We start from the raw sequence: 17,577 nt of genomic DNA, 5'->3' as shown, positions 1-17,577 counted from the left end.
GGAGGGCTGAGCAGCCCGGGGCTGGGGCGCCCTGTCGGGTGCGGCGCCGTTGCCGGGGGCCGGCCCCCGGGCCCCCGCGCCTCAATCGCCGGCGGGGCTGGAGATGTCCGGCGGGGCTGGAGACGCCCGGAGGGGCTGGAGATGCCCGTCGGGGCTGGATGTCCCGGCGGGTCCGGAGGGGGCTGGTCGGGAAGGGTCAGGCCGGTGGGGGTGGGCCCGGTGGGGGAGGTGGGGTGAAGGGGGGTCGGCGGCCCGGGGTTGGTTTGGGGCGCGCCGTCTCCGTCACGTCCCCCGACACATCCCGCTCCCGGTACGGGTTCCGCCCCACCCCCGCCCCATACGACCACGGCGCCCGATGCGGCCCGGGCCCGGCAGACCCAGCCCCCGCCCCATACGACCGCGGCGCCCGATACGGCCCGGGCCCGGCAGACCCAGCCCCCGGGCCAGACCCCGGGCCAGACCCCGGGCCAGACCCAGGTCCAGACCCAGGTCCAGACCCAGGTCCAGGCCCAGGTCCAGGTCCAGGCCCGGGCCCAGGCCCAGAAACGGCGAGCCGCGCCACCGTCACCGGCTCCCGTGCCGAGGCGGCCAGCAGGTCGTCGACCGGGTCGGGCAGGAACCGCGCCGGCGCCCCGGTGGCCTTGCCCTCGAAGGGCACGCACAGCCCCAGCAGCAGCCCCACCCAGGCCCCGTTCGGGGCGCCCAGCAGCGCCGCCCCCAGACCTTGCCGGGGGTGTTCCTCGCCCAGTGCCGCCCAGAGCCCCGCCACCAGCCCCGCCGCCACCGTCACCAGCAGCACCCCCCAACGGGGTGATGTCGAGGGCCGCTTCGGCGGCCGTCCCGTCGACTCCGAAGGCCGACAACTCTCCTGACGGGGTCACCGATCCGCCGACCGCCAGCACCACCACGGCGGCCGTCATCGCCCCCAGCGACCCGCCCGCCGCGTCCGCGCCCAGCAGATGCAGTCCGACGGCGGCCACCGCCGCCATCGACATCACCGACCACCCCACCGCGGCCACCGCGGACAGGCCCACCTCGCTCCAGCGGATCCGGCCCATGTGCGACCCCCCGATGCGGTGCGAACCGACGTACCCGAAGGCGAGACGTCCCCTAATCTCACTTTCCGGGTGTCTTGGGGCGGCGTCAACAAGGCCCGGATTCCACTTGTGGTCGCGGGCCTGGAATAGTTCCCCCGGATGTTCGCCATCCCTAGACTCCCTGACTGCAGGGGGATTCTCGGGGGACAACAAGTGGGGCTGGAGTGCCGGAACTCGTACTGGAATTGAACGGAAGGACCTGGACCCTCGATCCGTCCAGGTCGTACACACTGGGGCGCGATCCCCAGGGTGACGTGGTGATCGACGACGCCCGTGTCTCGTGGCGACACGCCACCATCAGCTGGAACGGCCGGGGTTGGGCCATCGAGGACCACGGCAGCACCAACGGCACGTACGTGCGCGGGACCCGGGTCCAGCAGGCCGAACTCACGCCGGGCACCCCGGTGCACCTGGGCAACGCCCAGGACGGCCCGCGGCTGAATCCGACCGCTGCCGGAGCTGCCGCAGCTGCCGCGGCGCCGGCCGCTGCTGCCGCCGCCGCGGCGGGTGCCCAGCAGCAGGCCGCCGCCTGGCCCGGCGCACAGGAACAGGCCCCGCAGGCGTACGCCGCGCCGCAGCAGTACCAGCAGCAGGCGCAGCAGCACCAGCAGGCGCAGCAGCACCAGCCGCAGCAGCAGCACCAGTACCAGCAGCAGCCGCACGTTCCCCAACAGCAGGGCGCCCCGCGTCCCGCCCAGGGACCGGCCGGCGGCGGGCCCGGTTACAGCGACCGCAGCCCGACCACCTTCCACCAGCTCGCCCTCGGCCACGTCATGCGCATCGGCCGTGCCCTGGACAACGAGCTCGTGGTTTCCGACCTTCAGGTCTCGCGCCACCACGCCGAGTTCCGGTCCATGCCGGGCGGCCGGTTCGAGATCCACGACCTCGGCAGCCACAACGGCACCTACGTCAACGGCCAGCCGCTCGCCAAGTCCGGCACCGCCGTCCTCGGCCCGAACGACATCGTCGGCGTCGGCCACTCCACCTTCCGGATCGTCGGCGACCGGCTGGAGGAGTTCGTCGACACCGGCGAGGTCTCCTTCTCGGCCCGCCACCTCACGGTCACCGTGGACGGCGGCAAGCAGATCCTCAAGGACGTCTCCTTCGGCGTCCCCGAGAAGTCGCTGATCGCCGTCATCGGCCCGTCCGGCTCCGGAAAGTCCACCCTGCTCAAGGCGCTGACCGGCTACCGGCCCGCCAACCAGGGCGACGTCCTGTACGACAACCGCAACCTGTACAAGCAGTTCGCGGAGCTCCGCCAGCGCATCGGCCTGGTCCCGCAGGACGACATCCTGCACAAGGAGCTGACGGTCCGCACCGCCCTCAAGTACGCGGCCAAGCTCCGCTTCCCCGGCGACACCGCCGAGTCCGAGCGCACCGCCCGGATCGACGAGGTGCTGCGCGAGCTCAAGCTCGACATCCACAAGGACAAGAAGATCACCTCGCTCTCGGGTGGTCAGCGCAAGCGCGTGTCCGTGGCCCTGGAGCTGCTCACCAAGCCGTCGCTGATCTTCCTGGACGAGCCGACCTCCGGCCTCGACCCGGGCATGGACCGCGATGTCATGCAGCTGCTCCGCGGCCTCGCCGACGACGGCCGCACCGTCCTCGTGGTCACCCACTCGGTCGCCGAGCTGGCCATCTGCGACAAGCTGCTGGTCATGGCCCCGGGTGGCTCGGTCGCCTACTTCGGCCCGCCGGACGAGGCGCTGAACTTCTTCGGCTACACGACCTGGGCGGACGTCTTCTCGGCGTTCGAGAACTACCGCGACTACGACTGGGCCGGCCGCTGGAAGGGCTCGCAGCACTACCAGCTCTACGCCGCCGACATCGACGCGGTCGCCCCGCAGTCGGTCACCATGCCGAGCGCGCAGCAGATGCAGCCGCAGAAGCCGCAGGGCTGGGGCTCTCAGCTGTTCACGCTGATGCGCCGCTACGTCTCGGTGATCGCGTCCGACAAGGGCTTCATGGGTCTGATGCTGATCCTGCCCGCCGTGCTGGGCGTGGTCTCCGTCGTGATCCCGGCGGACTTCGGCCTGGCCCCGCCGACCCCGCCGGCCCGGTTCAACGGCGACGCCGGCACGATCATGCTGATCCTGGCGGTCGGCATGTGCTTCTCCGGCGCCGCCAACTCGGTCCGTGAGCTGATCAAGGAACGGGTGATCTACGAGCGGGAGCGCGCGACCGGCCTGTCCCGGTCCGCGTACCTGATGTCGAAGGTGATCGTCCTCGGCTTCATCACCGCCATCCAGGGCGTGATCATCTGCGGGATCGGCTTCGCCGCCCGTGAGCTGCCCGAGGAGGGCCTGTTCATGCCGCCGGCCGTGGAGCTCTGCCTCTCGGTCATCGCCCTCGGCTTCACCTCGATGATGTTCGGCCTGGTGATCTCCTCGCTGGTGAAGACCGCCGAGAAGACCATGCCGCTGCTGGTCATGTTCGCGATCGTCCAGGTCGTCTTCACCGGCATCCTGTTCCAGGTGTACGACTCCCCGGGCCTGGAGCAGTTCGCCTGGCTGATGCCGTCCCGCTGGGCCGTCGCCGCGGCCGGCACCACCCTGGACCTCGGCCACCTGATGCCGCCGTGGGACCAGAAGAACCCGGGCAACCTCGACCCGCTCTGGGACGCCACGGCCGGGCAGTGGACGCTGGACATCACCGTCCTGCTGCTCATCGGCATCGCCTGTGGTTTCGCGGTGGCGCGCCTGCTGCGCCGCCACGAGCCGGAGGTCATGCGCAAGTAGCACCCCGCGGACGCGCGACCGCACGGAAAACGCCGAGGGCGGCACCCGGAATCCGGGTGCCGCCCTCGGCGCATGGGGGCTCTGCGGTCAGCAGGCTCAGTAGGCGCTGTTGACGTTGTCCATGGAGCCGTAGCGGTCGGCCGCGTAGTTGCAGGCGGCGACGATGTTGGCGACCGGGTCGTACTGGTCGAACTTGGTGCCCTTGACGTGGTACGCCTTGAAGGTCGGCAGGATGACCTGGAGCAGACCCTTGCTGGGGATGCCGTTCTGGGCGTTGATGTCCCAGTTGTTGATCGCGCGCGGGTTGCCGCTGGACTCGCGCATGATGTTCTTGTGGATGCCCTGGTAGGTGCCGGGGATGCCTTCCTTCTTCATGATGAAGAGGGCTTCCTTGATCCAGCCGTCCAGGTTGTTCGCGAAGACCGGCGTGCGGGCGGCGGAGCGGCTCGCGGCCTCCTTCGTCGCGCGGGCCTTCTTCGCGGCGGCCTCGGCCTTGGCCTTGGCGGCGGCGTCCGCCTTGGCCTTCGCGGCGGCGGCGTCGGCCTTGGCCTGCTTGACGGCGAAAGCCTGCTGCACGGCGACCTGGTCGGCGACGTTCTTCGTCTGCGCGGCGGCCACGACCAGCTCCATGGAGACCGGAGCGGCGTTGACGGCCTGAGCCTCACCGGCGTTGCCGGGAGCCAGGGAGAAGCCGAGGGCAGCAACGCTGAGCGTGGCGACGCCGGCGATCGACATCTTGTGGGCCTTGGTCAGACGGTGACCGGCAGAGCTGGACGCAGACATGGAGCACACCTTTACGAAGAGCGGGGGCCGCAGGAAAGCGCCGCTCGGATCCGGGATCCGCGGCGCTGTGCGACGGCAGCCATTCTTAGCTGCGGCAAAAACCTGTGGCAAAGGTGTGACGTACGAAGCCGGATAGTGGATCACGGGCCCTCCATAGGCCCGTGATTTCGCCGTCGGTCCCGCCCCCAGAGGCACTGACGGCGTCTTTACACGTCCACTAACCGGCTTCGTAAGTGATGTGCGTCCTATGCCCGGCCTCACATCGGGGACGTAACAGTCTCACCATGCGTTGCTCGGGCAATTCAATGCGTGACCTATCCGGGCGCCTTGTCCTCCTTGAGTAGCAGATGCACGTCTCCGAACTCGTGCCAAAGGCAGAGACGGGCCACCGCTTCGGCATACCCGCGCTGTACGGCGGCCCGTCCGGCCACCGCCTCCAGCATCAGCAGATGCGAGGCCTCGGGCTCGTGCAGCCCGGTCAGCAGCCCGTCCACCACCCGCACCCCGCGCTCCGGCGTCACCACCAGGTCCGTCCACCCCGCGGCCGCCCGCACCACGCCCCGGTCGTCGGCCGCCGACTCCAGCGCCCGCACCGCCGTGGTCCCCACCCCGATCACGCGGCCCCCGCCCGCCCGGGCTGCGTTCACCAGCGCGGCCGTGGTCCCCGGCACCGCGAACCGCTCCGGATACGGCGGCTCGTGCGCCTGGGCCGAGGACACCCCCGTGTGCAGGACCAGCGGTGCGAACTGCACCCCCCGGCTCACCAGCTGCGCCACCAGCTGCGCCGTGAAGGGCCGGGCAGCGCTCGGCATCTCCGCCGAGCCCGCCCCGTCCGGCCCGGGCAGCGCGAAGACCGTCTGGTACGCCGACAGCGGCTGGTCCCGCTCCGTGTACGCGTACCGGATCGGCCGCCCGTACTCCTGCATGACCCGCTCCACCCCGCCCTCCGGGGACGGCCGGGCCCACCACAGCCGCTCCGCCGCGGCGGCGAGGGGATCCTCCAGTACCAGGCGCAGCCCGCCCGGCAGCTCCACCACCGCCCCCGCCGGGCCGCCGCCGCGCGGCCGGGTCGTCCCCCGCCCGTCCCGCTCGCGCAGCTCCACGGCCCAGCGCCCGTCGTCCCCCCGGGTCGAGAAGTGGACCACGGCCTCCGCCGCGCCCAGCCGGGCGTCCACTGCTGCCGGCAGCGTGGCCGAGGTGTTCACCACCAGCACGTCCCCGGCCCGCAGCAGCCCCGGCAGCTCCCGGAACCCGTGCAGCGACACCTCCGCACCCCGGGAGACCAGCAGCCGCACCGAGTCCCGCCCCAGCCCCGGCCCGCGCTGCTCGGCCGGGACGCGGGCCGAAAGCCCCGGAGGAATGTCCGGTATATAGGGAGACGTAATGCTCTGCGCAGCCGAGCCGCTCACCGCCCGTCCCCCAAACCCGCCACCCCTGCCGCAGCGGCCTCCGCCTTCGGCCCCTCCGCCCCTGCCGCAGCCCCGGGCTCCCCCTTCAGCCCCTCCGCCGCGGCCCCCGCGGCCAGCGCCTCCGCCGTGTACCGCCCGCTCGGCAGCCGCTCCGCGACCAGCCGCAGCAGCACCGGAGCCACTTCCTCCGGCGTCGGCAGCCCCGACAGCTCCTCCTCCGGCTCGGCGGCCGCCATCATCCGCGTCCGCATCGACCCCGGATCCGCCCACCACACCCGCAGCCCCGGCTCCTCCACGGCCAGCACCGCCGACATCAGGTCCACCGCCGCCTTCGTCCCCCCGTACGCCCCCCAAGTGCGGTACGCCACCACCGCGGCGTCGGAACTCAGATTGAGCACCGCCCCCCGCGCCGAGTCCCGCAGCAGCCCCACGGCCTCCTGGACCAGCCCCAGCGGAGCCACCACATTCGTCTCCAGCGCCGCCCGGAACCCCTCCAGCGGCTGCTCGGCCAGCGGCACCAGCGGCTCCGCCCCCAGCACCGCCGCGTTGTTCACCAGCAGATCCAGACCGCCCAGCCCCCGCGCCGCCGCCACCAGCTCCGTCCGGTGCGCCGCCGAGGACACGTCCCCGGCCACCGCCACCACCCGCACCCCCGCCTTCGACAGCTCCGCCGCAGCCTCCTCCAGCAGCCCTGCGCTCCGCGCACTCAGTACGAGATCCCAGCCGCGGCCCGCCAGCTCCCCGGCCAGCGCCCGGCCCAGACCCCGCGAAGCCCCCGTCACCAACGCCACCGCCATGACCCGCACCCCTGTCTTCCGTCTGCCGTACTCCCTCGGACCCCTCCAACCTAGGAACCCGCACCCCGGCCCCGCCTCGGCCGTCGGCCCCACCCGCCCACCACCCTTGGGACTAGGACCCCGGCCTACGCCTCCGGCCCGATCCCCGCAGGTCAGCGCACGGGTACGGTGAGCCCATGCACAACGGACCGGAGAAAACGGGCCTGGCCGCGGTCAGCACCGCGCTGCTCGCCATGAGCCGGCACCTGGAGGTCCGGGACGTCCTCAAGACGATCGTCGCCTCGGCCCGCGAACTCCTCGACGCCGAATACGCCGCCCTCGGCGTACCCGACGACCACGGCGGCTTCGCCCAGTTCGTCGTGGACGGGGTCAGCGACGAACAGTGGCGCCGGATCGGCCCGCTGCCCCGCCAGCACGGCATCCTCGCCGCGATGCTCCACTCACCCGGCCCCGAGCGGCTGGCCGACGTACGCAAGGACCCGCGCTTCGAGGGCTGGCCGTCCGCCCACCCCGAGCTGTCCGACTTCCTGGGCCTGCCCATCCGCGACGGCGACGAGATCCTCGGCGCCCTCTTCCTCGCCAACAAGCGCTGCCCCCGCCCCGAAGGCGGCTGCGGCTTCACCGAGGAGGACGCGGACCTCCTCGGCATCCTCGCCCAGCACGCCGCCATCGCCCTCACCAACGCCCGGCTGTACGAGCGCAGCCGCGAGCTCACCATCGCCGAGGAACGCTCCCGGCTGGCCCACGAGCTGCACGACGCGGTCGCCCAGAAGCTCTTCTCGCTCCGCCTCACCGCCCAGGCCGCCACCGCCCTCGTCGACCGCGACCCGGCCCGCGCCAAGCAGGAACTCCACCAGGTCGCCGCGCTCGCCGCGGAGGCCGCCGACGAGCTCCGCGCCGCCGTGGTCGAGCTCCGCCCCGCCGCCCTCGACGAGGACGGCCTGGTCGCCACCCTCCGGAACCAGATCCAGGTCCTCGACCGCGCCCACACCGCCACGGTCACCTTCACCAGCGAGGGAGTGAAGGCCCTGCCCGCCGCCCACGAGGAAGCCCTCCTGCGCGTCGCCCAGGAAGCCCTGCACAACGCCCTGCGCCACTCGGGCGCGGAACACGTGGCCGTCACCCTCACCCGCGACGCCCGCCGGGTCGCCCTGCGGATCAGCGACGACGGCAGCGGCTTCGACCCGAAGACGGTCCGCCGGGCCGGCCGCCACCTCGGCCTGGTCTCCATGCGGGACCGGGCGAGCGGCGCCGGCGGCCTGCTCACCGTCCAATCGGCGCCCGGCGCGGGCACCACGATCGAGATGGAGATCCCCGGTGGCTGACGAACGGATCCAGGTCCTGCTGGTGGACGACCACCAGGTGGTGCGCCGCGGCCTGCGCACCTTCCTGGAGATCCAGGACGACATCGAGGTGGCCGGGGAGGCCGCGGACGGCGAGGCCGGCATCGCCCTGGCCGAGGAGCTCCGCCCGGACGTGATCCTGATGGACATCAAGATGCCGGGGACGGACGGCATCGACGCCCTCAAACGCCTCAGGGAACTCGCCAACCCGGCCCGGGTGCTGATCGTCACCAGCTTCACCGAGCAGCGCACGGTGGTCCCGGCCCTGCGGGCGGGGGCCGCCGGATACGTATACAAGGACATCGACCCGGACGCGCTGGCCGCGGCGATCCGCTCGGTCCACGCCGGGCACGTGCTGCTCCAGCCCGAGGTGGCGGTCGCCCTCCTCACCCAGGACGACCAGCCGCCCGCCCCGACCCGCGGCTCCACCCTCACCGACCGCGAACGCGAGGTCCTCTCCCTCATCGCCGACGGCCGCTCCAACCGGGAGATCGCCCGGGCCCTGGTGCTGTCCGAGAAGACGGTCAAGACGCACGTCTCGAACATCCTGATGAAGCTCGACCTGGCGGACCGCACACAGGCCGCCCTGTGGGCCGTAAGAACAGGTAACGCGACGGACTGAAGTTCATACCGTCGGGTGTATGTCGCCCACATGGCGTATCCAGGACGGCGGGCGGGCGTTCTCCATGACGTGCCGCGGCGGCTGGTCGCGGCGAAAGCTCATGGAGGCTTGAAAGTGAAGAACGTGAAGAAGGCCGCTGCCGTCACCGCGATCGCGGGCGGCCTCGTCGCCGCTGCCGCCGGTGTCTCCGCGGCCCACGGCGGTGCGCACGCCGAGGGCAAGGCCATCGGCTCGCCCGGCGTCGCCGCCGGCAACCTGGCCCAGCTCCCCGTCCACGTCCCGGTGAACGCGGTCGGCAACAGCGTCAACGTGATCGGCCTGCTCAACCCCGCCTTCGGCAACACGGGCATCAACAGCTGACCAGCCCGGCCGGGGCTTGAGCCACCCCAGCCCGGCCGGCGCTTGAGCCACCCCCAGCCCCGCCGGCGTTTGAGGCGCGGGGGTCCGGGGGCTGGCCCCCGGCAACGGCGCCGCACCGCACCCGCGGCCGGCAACCGAGGGCCAAGGGCCACGGCCCAAGGGCCAAAACAGCTCCGGCCCCGCTTCCCACAGACTCTCCCCGGGAAGCGGGGCCGGTCGCACACCCGGGGGAGGGTCAGCCCCGCTCCCGGTCCTCCACATACGCGTTGTACGCCGCCACCTGCGCCCGCCGCGCCACCCGCTCCACCGGCCGCAGCGCCACCGCCCGCGCCTGCATCTCCGAGGCCGACACCGCCCCGCCGTGCCCGTGCTCGTACGCCATGTCCACCAGCAGACCGACCCGCTGCGCCAACTCCAGCACCCGCACCGCCCGCGGCGGATAGCCGGGCGCCAGGACCTCCCGGCCCGCCTCCGCCCGCGCCCGGTACGCATCCAGCGCCGCCTCCGCCACCGGACCCGACGCCGCCACGTCCAGGCGGGTCAGCACCACCGTCGCGTCCCGCAGCGCCTCCGCCAGCTCCCGCTCCGCCTCGCCCAGCGAGGGCACGTCCGCCGGCGGGGCCTCCCGTACCGGCAGGCAGTGCCAGACCACCGACACGTGCACATCACCGGCCGGCCCCGCCTCAGAGACCTCCGGGACCAGGCCCAGCGCGGCCCCCGTGCACACCACCGCCTCCTCCGCCTCCAGAGCCTTCGCATTGAACTCCGGCGGCCCGCTCAGCCCCAGCGGATGCCCCGGCGCCGGCAGCGCCACCCGCAGCCCCGTCACCCCCAGAGCCCGCAGCCGCCCCAGCCCGAGCGTGAGCCCCACCGGCCCCGATTCGCCCGGCAGCCCCGCCACCCGGTGCACGGCGTCCTCGCCCACGACCGACAGCACGGCCTCGTCGGGCGAGACCAGACCGGCCAGCAAAGCGTTCCCCCAGGCGGCCAGCCGCCCGGAACGTGGTTCGATCAGCATCCCCCCACCTTACGGACCTCCCGAGTGGCGTAGGTTTTCCCTGGGGCTGCGCCCACCGGCGCACTACAGACCAAGACGCAAGGGGAGACAACCGCTCATGAGCGACGTTCTGGAGCTGGTGGACGTATCCGTGGTCCGCGAGGGCCGGGCTCTGGTGGACCAGGTCTCCTGGTCGGTCAAGGAGGGGGAGCGCTGGGTGATCCTCGGCCCCAACGGCGCCGGGAAGACCACCCTGCTCAACGTTGCCTCCAGCTACCTCTTCCCCACCAAGGGCACCGCCACCATCCTCGGCAGCACCCTCGGCAAGGTCGACGTGTTCGAGCTGCGCCCGCGCATCGGCATGGCCGGCATCGCCATGGCCGACAAGCTGCCCAAGCGGCAGACCGTCCTGCAGACCGTCCTCACCGCCGCCTACGGCATGACGGCCACCTGGCAGGAGGAGTACGAGGACATCGACGAGCAGCGCGCCCGCGCCTTCCTCGACCGCCTCGGCATGACCGACTACCTCGACCGGAAGTTCGGCACCCTCTCCGAGGGCGAGCGCAAGCGCACCCTGATCGCCCGCGCCCTCATGACCGACCCCGAGCTGCTGCTCCTCGACGAACCCGCCGCCGGCCTGGACCTCGGCGGCCGCGAGGACCTCGTACGCCGTCTCGGCCGGCTCGCCCGCGACCCCCTCGCGCCCTCCATGGCCATGGTCACCCACCACGTCGAGGAGATCGCCCCCGGCTTCACCCACGTCCTGATGATCCGTCAGGGCAAGGTGGTCGCCGCCGGCCCCATCGACCTCGAACTGACCTCCCGCAACCTCTCGTTGTGCTTCGGGCTGCCGCTCGTCGTCGAGCGCAACGGGAACGAGCGCTGGACCGCCCAGGGTCTCCCGCTGCGTTAGCCCGTACCCTGTCCCGACCGCGCCCGCCCCACCTACCATGACCACGTGGACATCGACGCATGGGTGTGGTGGCTCATCGGCGCGGTCGGACTGGGCATTCCGCTGGTCCTGACCGCCATGCCGGAGTTCGGAATGTTCGCGGCCGGCGCGGTCGCGGCCGCGATCACGGCGACCCTCGGCGGCGGAATCGTCGCCCAGGTGCTCGTCTTCGTGATCGTCTCGGTCGCACTCCTCGCCGTGGTCCGCCCGATCGCCAACCGGCACCGCGACCAGCGCCCCCAACACCGCAGCGGAATCGACGCGTTGAAGGGCAGAACCGCGGTCGTCCTGGAACGCGTCGACGGCAGCGGCGGCCGCATCAAACTGGCCGGCGAGATCTGGTCCGCGCGTACCCTCGACTCGGACCTCAGCTTCGAACCCGGCCAGCAGGTCGACGTGGTCGACATCGACGGCGCCACCGCCGTCGTCATGTGAACAGGCACTCAGAAGGGCACGGGGAACCGCATGCAACCGATCATCATCGTCCTGATCATCCTGGTGGTGCTGGTCTTCATCGCGCTGGTCAAGACGATCCAGGTGATCCCGCAGGCCAGCGCCGCCATCGTCGAGCGGTTCGGCCGCTACACCCGCACCCTCAACGCGGGCCTCAACATCGTCGTCCCCTTCATCGACTCCATCCGCAACCGGATCGACCTCCGTGAACAGGTCGTCCCGTTCCCGCCGCAGCCCGTCATCACCCAGGACAACCTGGTCGTCAACATCGACACCGTCATCTACTACCAGGTGACCGACGCCCGCGCCGCGACCTACGAAGTGGCCAGCTACATCCAGGCCATCGAACAGCTCACCGTCACCACCCTCCGCAACATCATCGGCGGCATGGACCTGGAGCGAACCCTGACCTCCCGCGAGGAGATCAACGCCGCCCTCCGCGGAGTCCTCGACGAAGCCACCGGCAAGTGGGGCATCCGCGTCAACCGTGTCGAGCTCAAGGCGATCGAGCCGCCGACCTCCATCCAGGACTCGATGGAGAAGCAAATGCGCGCCGACCGCGACAAGCGCGCCGCCATCCTCCAGGCCGAAGGCGTCCGGCAGTCCGAGATCCTGCGCGCCGAGGGCGAGAAGCAGTCCTCCATCCTCCGCGCCGAAGGCGACGCCAAGGCCGCAGCCCTGCGCGCCGAAGGCGAGGCCCAGGCCATCCGTACGGTCTTCGAGTCCATCCACGCCGGTGACGCCGACCAGAAGCTGCTCGCCTACCAGTACCTCCAGATGCTCCCCAAGATCGCCGAAGGCGACGCCAACAAGCTCTGGATCGTGCCCAGCGAGATCGGCGACGCCCTCAAGGGCCTCTCGGGCGCCATGGGCAACTTCGGCCCCATGGGCGGCGGTTCCGTCCCCAAGCAGGCCGCCCCGAACGACACCCCGGCCCGCCGCGAACAGCCCCCCATCGACTGAACCGGACCGGCCCTCCGGCATGATCGGTTACGGCCCCTCGACCTTCAGGGCGGGGAGGCGACTCACTGATCCGAAGGAGATGGCCTTGTCCATCCACGACTCCCTCTGGGAATCACTCGCGGTCTTCGCCGCCGGCGTCGGAGCCGGCACCATCAACACGATCGTCGGCTCCGGCACCCTCATCACCTTCCCGGTGTTGCTGGCCACCGGCCTCCCGCCGGTCACCGCGAACGTCTCCAACACCCTGGGCCTGGTCCCCGGCTCCATCAGCGGAGCCATCGGCTACCGCAAGGAACTCCGCGGCCAGGGCCCCCGCGTCCTCCGCCTCGGCGCCACCAGCCTGGTCGGCGGCCTCGCCGGCGCCGTCCTGCTGCTCCAACTGCCCTCGGAATCCTTCGACATGATCGTGCCGGTCCTCATCGGACTCGCCCTGATCCTCGTCGTGCTCCAGCCGCGCCTCGCCCAAGCCCTCCGCGCCCGGCAGCAGAAAGCCGGCGGCAGCGATCCGAACCCCTCCGGGGGCCCGGCACTGCACACCGGCATGCTGCTCTCCAGCGCCTACGGCGGCTACTTCGGCGCGGCCCAGGGCGTCCTCTACCTCGGCCTGATGGGCCTCCTCCTGCACGAGGACCTGCAACGCATCAACGCCGTCAAGAACGTCATCGCCGCGCTCGTCAACGGCATCGCAGCCGTCTTCTTCCTCTTCGTCGCCGAGTTCGACTGGACGGCCGTCCTGCTGATCGCCGTCGGCTCCACCCTCGGCGGCCAGATCGGCGCCAAGGCAGGCCGCCGCCTCCCGCCGACCGCCCTGCGCGCGATCATCGTGGCGGTCGGCATCATCGCGATCGTCCAGCTGCTCCTCAGCTGACCGCACTGAGCCTCCGCCAACTTGAAGCCGCTGGTCAAAGGGCTGGTGTGACCGGTTCTCGGGGTACTCGCGCCGGTCGTGGGCGGCTGGCTGACGGATGTGAAGCCGCGCCGTCTGGACGCTGACCTTCGTTCACTCAGCGAGGGCGAGTGAACGAAGGTCAGCGTCCAACATGCGGAGCAACTCACCAACCCGTCCGCCGCCACTCGGCGCCGCCGGGAAGCGTTTGAGCACGTCAACGACGACTGGTGTCGCACGATGCACCGTCTGCTCAAGGCTTTCGGCACCAACGCTCCGATCGTCGCCGGCGACGAGTTCGGCTGCTCTGGCCGCGTAAGCGCCAGCTCCGAGAATGTGCTTGACCTGAGTGGCCTTGGCCAGCGGATGCAGGTAGGCGGCGCCTGCCGCAGACATCGCTGCCCACGCTGCCTCGCGGGCAGCCGCAGTGTCCGCGCTCTTGGCCGCTTTGAGGGCCGCCGACGCTGTGTCGCGCAAAGATTTCCCGCGTTCGCCGCCCCGAGCGAACTCCCACGCGGCACTGACAGCGTCTCGAGGGCGCGAGTCGTCCGGCTGATCGGCCTCGAATATCTCGAGCACCGCCTCCGCACACGCCGCGGCGAACGCGGCGACCTCACGAAGATCCTGCTTGCTCAGAACGATCTCGCTCGCGTCCCCTGTCATGTTTTACATCTTCCACGATTGCGCCGGACAGCCGCGGTTGGGGCGGCTCCGGGCCGCCATGCCGACTCGCCCCCAAGCAGACCGGATCACCGAACTGTTGAACCATCGGGATCCAGCATGCACAGCACCGCACTGCCACGGCACTGTGCCTAGGCGGTGCGCTCCAGCCACTCCGGCAGAGCACCCCGGCTGCCCGTCCCCAGCGCGAGCAGCATGGCGTCCGCCGGCGTCGGCACGAACGGCCTCCGGAGCAGCGGCATCCCCGCCTCCTCCGGAGTCCGGGCCGCCTTGCGGTGGTTGTCCTCCGCGCACGAAGCCACCGTGTTCAGCCAAGTGTCCCCGCCACCCTGCGCCTTGGGCACCACGTGGTCCACCGTCGTCGCCCGTTTCCCGCAGTACGCGCACCGGTGCTGGTCCCGCGCCAGTACCCCCCTCCGCGACCACGGGGCATGTCTTCGGAACGGCACCCGTACGTACCGGCAGAGCCTGATCACCCGGGGCATCGGGAGATCCACCGCGGCCGCACGCACACGGAGATCGGGATGCGACTGCTCGACGACGGCCTTGTCCTGCAGTACCAGAACCACGGCCCGATTCAACGTCACCGTCGACAGCGGCTCGAAGCTCGCATTCAGCACCAGCGTGTCCCGCATCTCGCCCACCTCCCGTGTGCAGGCCCGCACCCCATCGGCAGCAGGGCCCGGCACCACTCTGGACGGCGCGCGCCATGCGGGACAACGCAATAAAAATGCCCGGTCCTGGTCACCTTTAGACCAGGACCGGGCAAACGCTCGGCGAACGGTCAGCCCGCGCCCGGAGCCTCGTACTCACCGATCAGCTGGGCACGGCCCAGCGCGTGGAAGCGCAGATGGAACCCGACGGCCGCAGGAGACGCGTCCTCGTCCGGTCCCAGCTTCTCCTGGTCCACCGCGTAGACGGTGAACACGTACCGGTGCCGTTCCCCGGCCGGCGGAGCCGCCCCGCCGAAGTCCTTCGACCCGTAGTCGTTCCGTGCGTGCACGGCCCCGGCCGGCAGCCCCTCGAACTTCCCGCTGCCCGCCCCGGCCGGCAGCTCGGTCACCGAAGCCGGCAGGTCGAAGAGCACCCAGTGCCAGAACCCGCTGCCCGTCGGCGCATCCGGATCGAAACACGTCACGGCAAAGCTCTTGGTCCCCTCCGGGTACCCCTCCCACCGCAACTGCGGCGACACGTTCCCACCGGCCTTCACCTGCCCCTCACCGAGATCGGCACCCGGCGCGAGATCGGCACTGGTCACGGTGAACCCGTGCACATCGGGGTGGAAATCATGCGGAAGCGGCGGCCGCTTGAGCTCGGACACGACGGAAACCTCCTGGTGTGATCGGAATCTTCCGATCCGGAGCCTAGAGCCACACGGCACGGATTACCTTCGCCCGATGCAAAGATCATCCACCGTGCGTTGCGTCCTCGCCGCGACCCTGCTTGGAGTGCCGGCGCCGAGCGCAGCCTGTGGCTGCGGGCGGAACCCGGGAAGAAGAGGATCGCCGCGGTCCTCGGGCTTGCGCCCCCTCGTGCACCTGCCCTTCGAAACCCTCGCAACCGGCAGCTACAGCGCCGTGTAAGCGCACCCACGGAGGAGCCACGCGGAGGTGACACGCGGAGGTGACACGCGGAGGGGCCGGGACGCTCGGCGTCCCGGCCCCTCCGCGCACGGCAACCGGTCAGAACCAGTTGCGCTGCGAACCGACCTGCGAGATCCACTGGTTCAGGTACGCCGCCCAATCGGTCTGCTGGTACGACTGCAGCCCCACCTGGAAGCAGCGGTACGTGTCGCTGCCCTCGGTGAACAGACCCGGCTTCTTGTCCATCTCCAGGACGACGTCCATCTCGCGCCCGTCCGAGATGAAGGTCAGCTCCACCTGGTTCAGCCCCCGGTACTGCTGCGGCGGCACGAACTCGATCTCCTGGTAGAACGGCAGCGTCTGCCGGGTGCCGCGGATGTGCCCGCGCTCCATGTCCGCGCTGCGGAACCGGAAGCCCAGCTGACCGAACGCGTCAAGGATCGCCTGCTGCGCCGGCACCGGGTGGACGTTGATCGGGTCCAGGTCGCCGGCGTCCACCGCCCGCGCGATCTCCAGCTCCGTGCTGACCCCGATGTTCATCCCGTGCAGGTGCTGACCCGCGAAGTGGGTGATCGGCGTCTCCCACGGGATCTCCAGCCCGAACGGCACCGCGTGCACCGCGCCGGCCTGGACGGTGAACGCCCCGCCGAGCCGCTGCTTCGTGAAGACGATGTCCTGCTTGACCTCCTGGTCACCGCTCTCGACCTCGACCCGGGCCTGCAGCCCGACGGACAGCCCCTCGATCTGCTGATCGACGGACCCGCCCTGGATCCGGACCTCACCCTGGACGATCCCGCCCGGCACCACGTTCGGCTCGGTGATGACCGTGTCCACCGATGCCCCACCGGCACCCAGACTCGCCAGCAGCTTCCTGAACCCCATCGTCTGTCTCCCCTTGCGCTCTATGTCTGCTCTACGTGCGACTACCTCTTACCAACGCGGAACCTTAGAGCCCGGTTGCAGCTCCATCGAGTCCACTACGCTCGACCGGATGAGCGCGCGCCCCGACCGTACGCCCCTGCCCCGCGGTTTCTACGACCGCCCGGTCCTCACCGTCGCCCCGGACCTCCTCGGCCGGACCCTGGTCCGCCGCACCCCGGAGGGCCCCATCGAACTGCGCATCACAGAGGTGGAGGCGTACGAGGGCCAGGCCGACCCGGGCTCCCACGCCTACCGGGGCCGCACCCCGCGCAACGCATCGATGTTCGGCCCGCCCGGACACGCGTACGTCTACTTCATCTACGGCATGTGGTTCAGCCTCAACCTGGTGTGCGGTCCGGAAGGCCGCGCCTCCGGTGTACTGCTCAGGGCGGGGGAGATCACCGTCGGTGCAGATCTGGCGACCAAACGTCGACTTTCCGCCAGGAACCCCCGAGAACTGGCCAAAGGCCCGGCCCGCCTGGCCACCGCCCTCGACGTGGACCGCACTCTCGACGGCACCGACCTCTGCGCGGGCCCCGATTCCCCCCTCTCCGTACTGACGGGCACCCCCACCCCACCCGACCTGGTGAGCAACGGACCCCGCACCGGAGTCGGCGGCGACGGAGCGCACCACCTCTACCGCTTCTGGATCACCGACGATCCGACGGTCAGCCCTTATCGCGCCCACGCGCCACGCCGCCGCTCAACTTGACTCGCCCCCGGCCGACGCCTAACGTAGCCCGAGCCGCTTGAAATGGGGCACTGCTGTCAGCAGACCCGAAGCGGCCAACCACTACCTACGATTCACCCTGGCGGGGATGAATTCGGCATGCCCGAATTCGGAGCCGGCGGCTCGATTATGAGCCGCGAGGGAAATCCGCTAACGTAGTGATCGCCGAAAGGGAAACGCGAAAGCGAGAACCTGGAAAGCACCGAGGAAATCGGGTCCGAAAAGATCTGATAGAGTCGGAAACGCAAGAACGAAGGAAGCG

Annotated in this window: 18 protein-coding genes and 1 pseudogene; 9 read left to right on the top strand and 10 right to left on the bottom strand. The window is 71.0% G+C overall.

Annotated features, from left to right (window positions below):
* Positions 1-196 precede the first annotated feature (196 nt).
* Both AB0447_RS35670 and AB0447_RS35665 read right to left on the bottom strand, forming a co-directional pair.
* Entirely contained in the window at positions 197-769 is a 573-nt protein-coding gene (locus tag AB0447_RS35670; RefSeq protein ID WP_366481120.1) for a streptophobe family protein, read from the bottom strand.
* Positions 770-889: 120 nt separating this feature from the next.
* A pseudogene (locus AB0447_RS35665) lies at positions 890-989 on the bottom strand (hypothetical protein); the annotation flags it as partial.
* 272 nt (positions 990-1,261) lie between these two features.
* Here AB0447_RS35665 and AB0447_RS35660 point away from each other — a divergent pair.
* Entirely contained in the window at positions 1,262-3,835 is a 2,574-nt protein-coding gene (locus AB0447_RS35660) for an FHA domain-containing protein (protein WP_366481119.1), read from the top strand.
* Between the two features lie 96 nt (positions 3,836-3,931).
* Here the strand turns inward: AB0447_RS35660 and AB0447_RS35655 are convergent, their stop codons facing one another.
* The 3 genes from AB0447_RS35655 to AB0447_RS35645 all read right to left on the bottom strand — a co-directional run bounded on the left by AB0447_RS35655 (position 3,932) and on the right by AB0447_RS35645 (position 6,824).
* Positions 3,932-4,618, bottom strand: coding sequence for a transglycosylase SLT domain-containing protein (locus tag AB0447_RS35655; protein WP_366481118.1), 687 nt, complete (start codon positions 4,616-4,618; stop codon positions 3,932-3,934).
* Positions 4,619-4,932: 314 nt separating this feature from the next.
* Positions 4,933-6,027 carry an S-adenosylmethionine:tRNA ribosyltransferase-isomerase gene (locus AB0447_RS35650; protein WP_366481117.1) on the bottom strand — a complete coding sequence of 365 codons (1,095 nt, stop codon included), beginning with the start codon at positions 6,025-6,027 and terminating at the stop codon, positions 4,933-4,935.
* Complete coding sequence (locus tag AB0447_RS35645) at positions 6,024-6,824, bottom strand: SDR family NAD(P)-dependent oxidoreductase (RefSeq protein ID WP_366481116.1); 801 nt, start codon at positions 6,822-6,824, stop codon at positions 6,024-6,026. Before AB0447_RS35645 ends, AB0447_RS35650 begins: the two co-directional genes overlap by 4 nt.
* Before the next feature lie 176 nt (positions 6,825-7,000).
* Between AB0447_RS35645 and AB0447_RS35640 the strand changes: the two genes are divergently transcribed.
* From AB0447_RS35640 to AB0447_RS35630, 3 genes are all read left to right on the top strand, one after another.
* The gene (locus AB0447_RS35640; RefSeq protein WP_366481115.1) at positions 7,001-8,149 is read left to right on the top strand and encodes a GAF domain-containing sensor histidine kinase; all 1,149 of its coding nucleotides are present in this window, start codon (positions 7,001-7,003) and stop codon (positions 8,147-8,149) included.
* Positions 8,142-8,789, top strand: a complete 648-nt coding sequence (locus AB0447_RS35635) for a response regulator transcription factor (RefSeq protein ID WP_366481114.1) — start codon at positions 8,142-8,144, stop codon at positions 8,787-8,789. Before AB0447_RS35640 ends, AB0447_RS35635 begins: the two co-directional genes overlap by 8 nt.
* A gap of 114 nt (positions 8,790-8,903) precedes the next feature.
* A complete protein-coding gene (locus AB0447_RS35630; RefSeq protein ID WP_366481113.1) occupies positions 8,904-9,149 on the top strand; it encodes a chaplin in 246 nt (81 codons plus the stop codon).
* 235 nt (positions 9,150-9,384) lie between these two features.
* On the opposite strand, the gene AB0447_RS35625 is transcribed toward AB0447_RS35630, so the two are convergent.
* The gene (locus tag AB0447_RS35625) at positions 9,385-10,167 is read right to left on the bottom strand and encodes a hypothetical protein (protein ID WP_366481112.1); all 783 of its coding nucleotides are present in this window, start codon (positions 10,165-10,167) and stop codon (positions 9,385-9,387) included.
* Between the two features lie 97 nt (positions 10,168-10,264).
* Between AB0447_RS35625 and AB0447_RS35620 the strand changes: the two genes are divergently transcribed.
* From AB0447_RS35620 to AB0447_RS35605, 4 genes are all read left to right on the top strand, one after another.
* The gene (locus AB0447_RS35620) at positions 10,265-11,059 is read left to right on the top strand and encodes an ABC transporter ATP-binding protein (RefSeq protein WP_366481111.1); all 795 of its coding nucleotides are present in this window, start codon (positions 10,265-10,267) and stop codon (positions 11,057-11,059) included.
* A gap of 45 nt (positions 11,060-11,104) precedes the next feature.
* The gene (locus AB0447_RS35615; RefSeq protein ID WP_366481110.1) at positions 11,105-11,533 is read left to right on the top strand and encodes an NfeD family protein; all 429 of its coding nucleotides are present in this window, start codon (positions 11,105-11,107) and stop codon (positions 11,531-11,533) included.
* Positions 11,534-11,563: 30 nt separating this feature from the next.
* Entirely contained in the window at positions 11,564-12,514 is a 951-nt protein-coding gene (locus AB0447_RS35610) for an SPFH domain-containing protein (RefSeq protein ID WP_366481109.1), read from the top strand.
* A gap of 79 nt (positions 12,515-12,593) precedes the next feature.
* Positions 12,594-13,382 (top strand): sulfite exporter TauE/SafE family protein, encoded by a 789-nt coding sequence (locus AB0447_RS35605; RefSeq protein ID WP_366481108.1) that lies wholly within the window; start codon positions 12,594-12,596, stop codon positions 13,380-13,382.
* A 132-nt stretch (positions 13,383-13,514) separates the two neighbouring features.
* Here AB0447_RS35605 and AB0447_RS35600 read toward each other — a convergent pair whose 3' ends face one another.
* The 4 genes from AB0447_RS35600 to AB0447_RS35585 all read right to left on the bottom strand — a co-directional run bounded on the left by AB0447_RS35600 (position 13,515) and on the right by AB0447_RS35585 (position 16,546).
* Positions 13,515-14,063: a putative immunity protein gene (locus AB0447_RS35600; protein ID WP_366481107.1), complete on the bottom strand. Its 549-nt coding sequence runs from the start codon at positions 14,061-14,063 to the stop codon at positions 13,515-13,517.
* A 149-nt stretch (positions 14,064-14,212) separates the two neighbouring features.
* Positions 14,213-14,716, bottom strand: coding sequence for an HNH endonuclease (locus AB0447_RS35595; protein WP_366481106.1), 504 nt, complete (start codon positions 14,714-14,716; stop codon positions 14,213-14,215).
* A 149-nt stretch (positions 14,717-14,865) separates the two neighbouring features.
* A complete protein-coding gene (locus AB0447_RS35590; protein WP_366481105.1) occupies positions 14,866-15,402 on the bottom strand; it encodes a YbhB/YbcL family Raf kinase inhibitor-like protein in 537 nt (178 codons plus the stop codon).
* Between the two features lie 361 nt (positions 15,403-15,763).
* Entirely contained in the window at positions 15,764-16,546 is a 783-nt protein-coding gene (locus tag AB0447_RS35585) for a sporulation protein (RefSeq protein ID WP_366481104.1), read from the bottom strand.
* Positions 16,547-16,655: 109 nt separating this feature from the next.
* Between AB0447_RS35585 and AB0447_RS35580 the strand changes: the two genes are divergently transcribed.
* Positions 16,656-17,297 (top strand): DNA-3-methyladenine glycosylase, encoded by a 642-nt coding sequence (locus AB0447_RS35580; RefSeq protein ID WP_366481103.1) that lies wholly within the window; start codon positions 16,656-16,658, stop codon positions 17,295-17,297.
* Positions 17,298-17,577: the final 280 nt, after the last annotated feature.

Origin of the sequence: Streptomyces sp. NPDC051211 (assembly GCF_040689505.1) — a bacterium.
Classification (GTDB): Bacteria; Actinomycetota; Actinomycetes; order Streptomycetales; family Streptomycetaceae; genus Streptomyces.
This window is presented reverse-complemented; position numbering and strand designations above follow the sequence as displayed.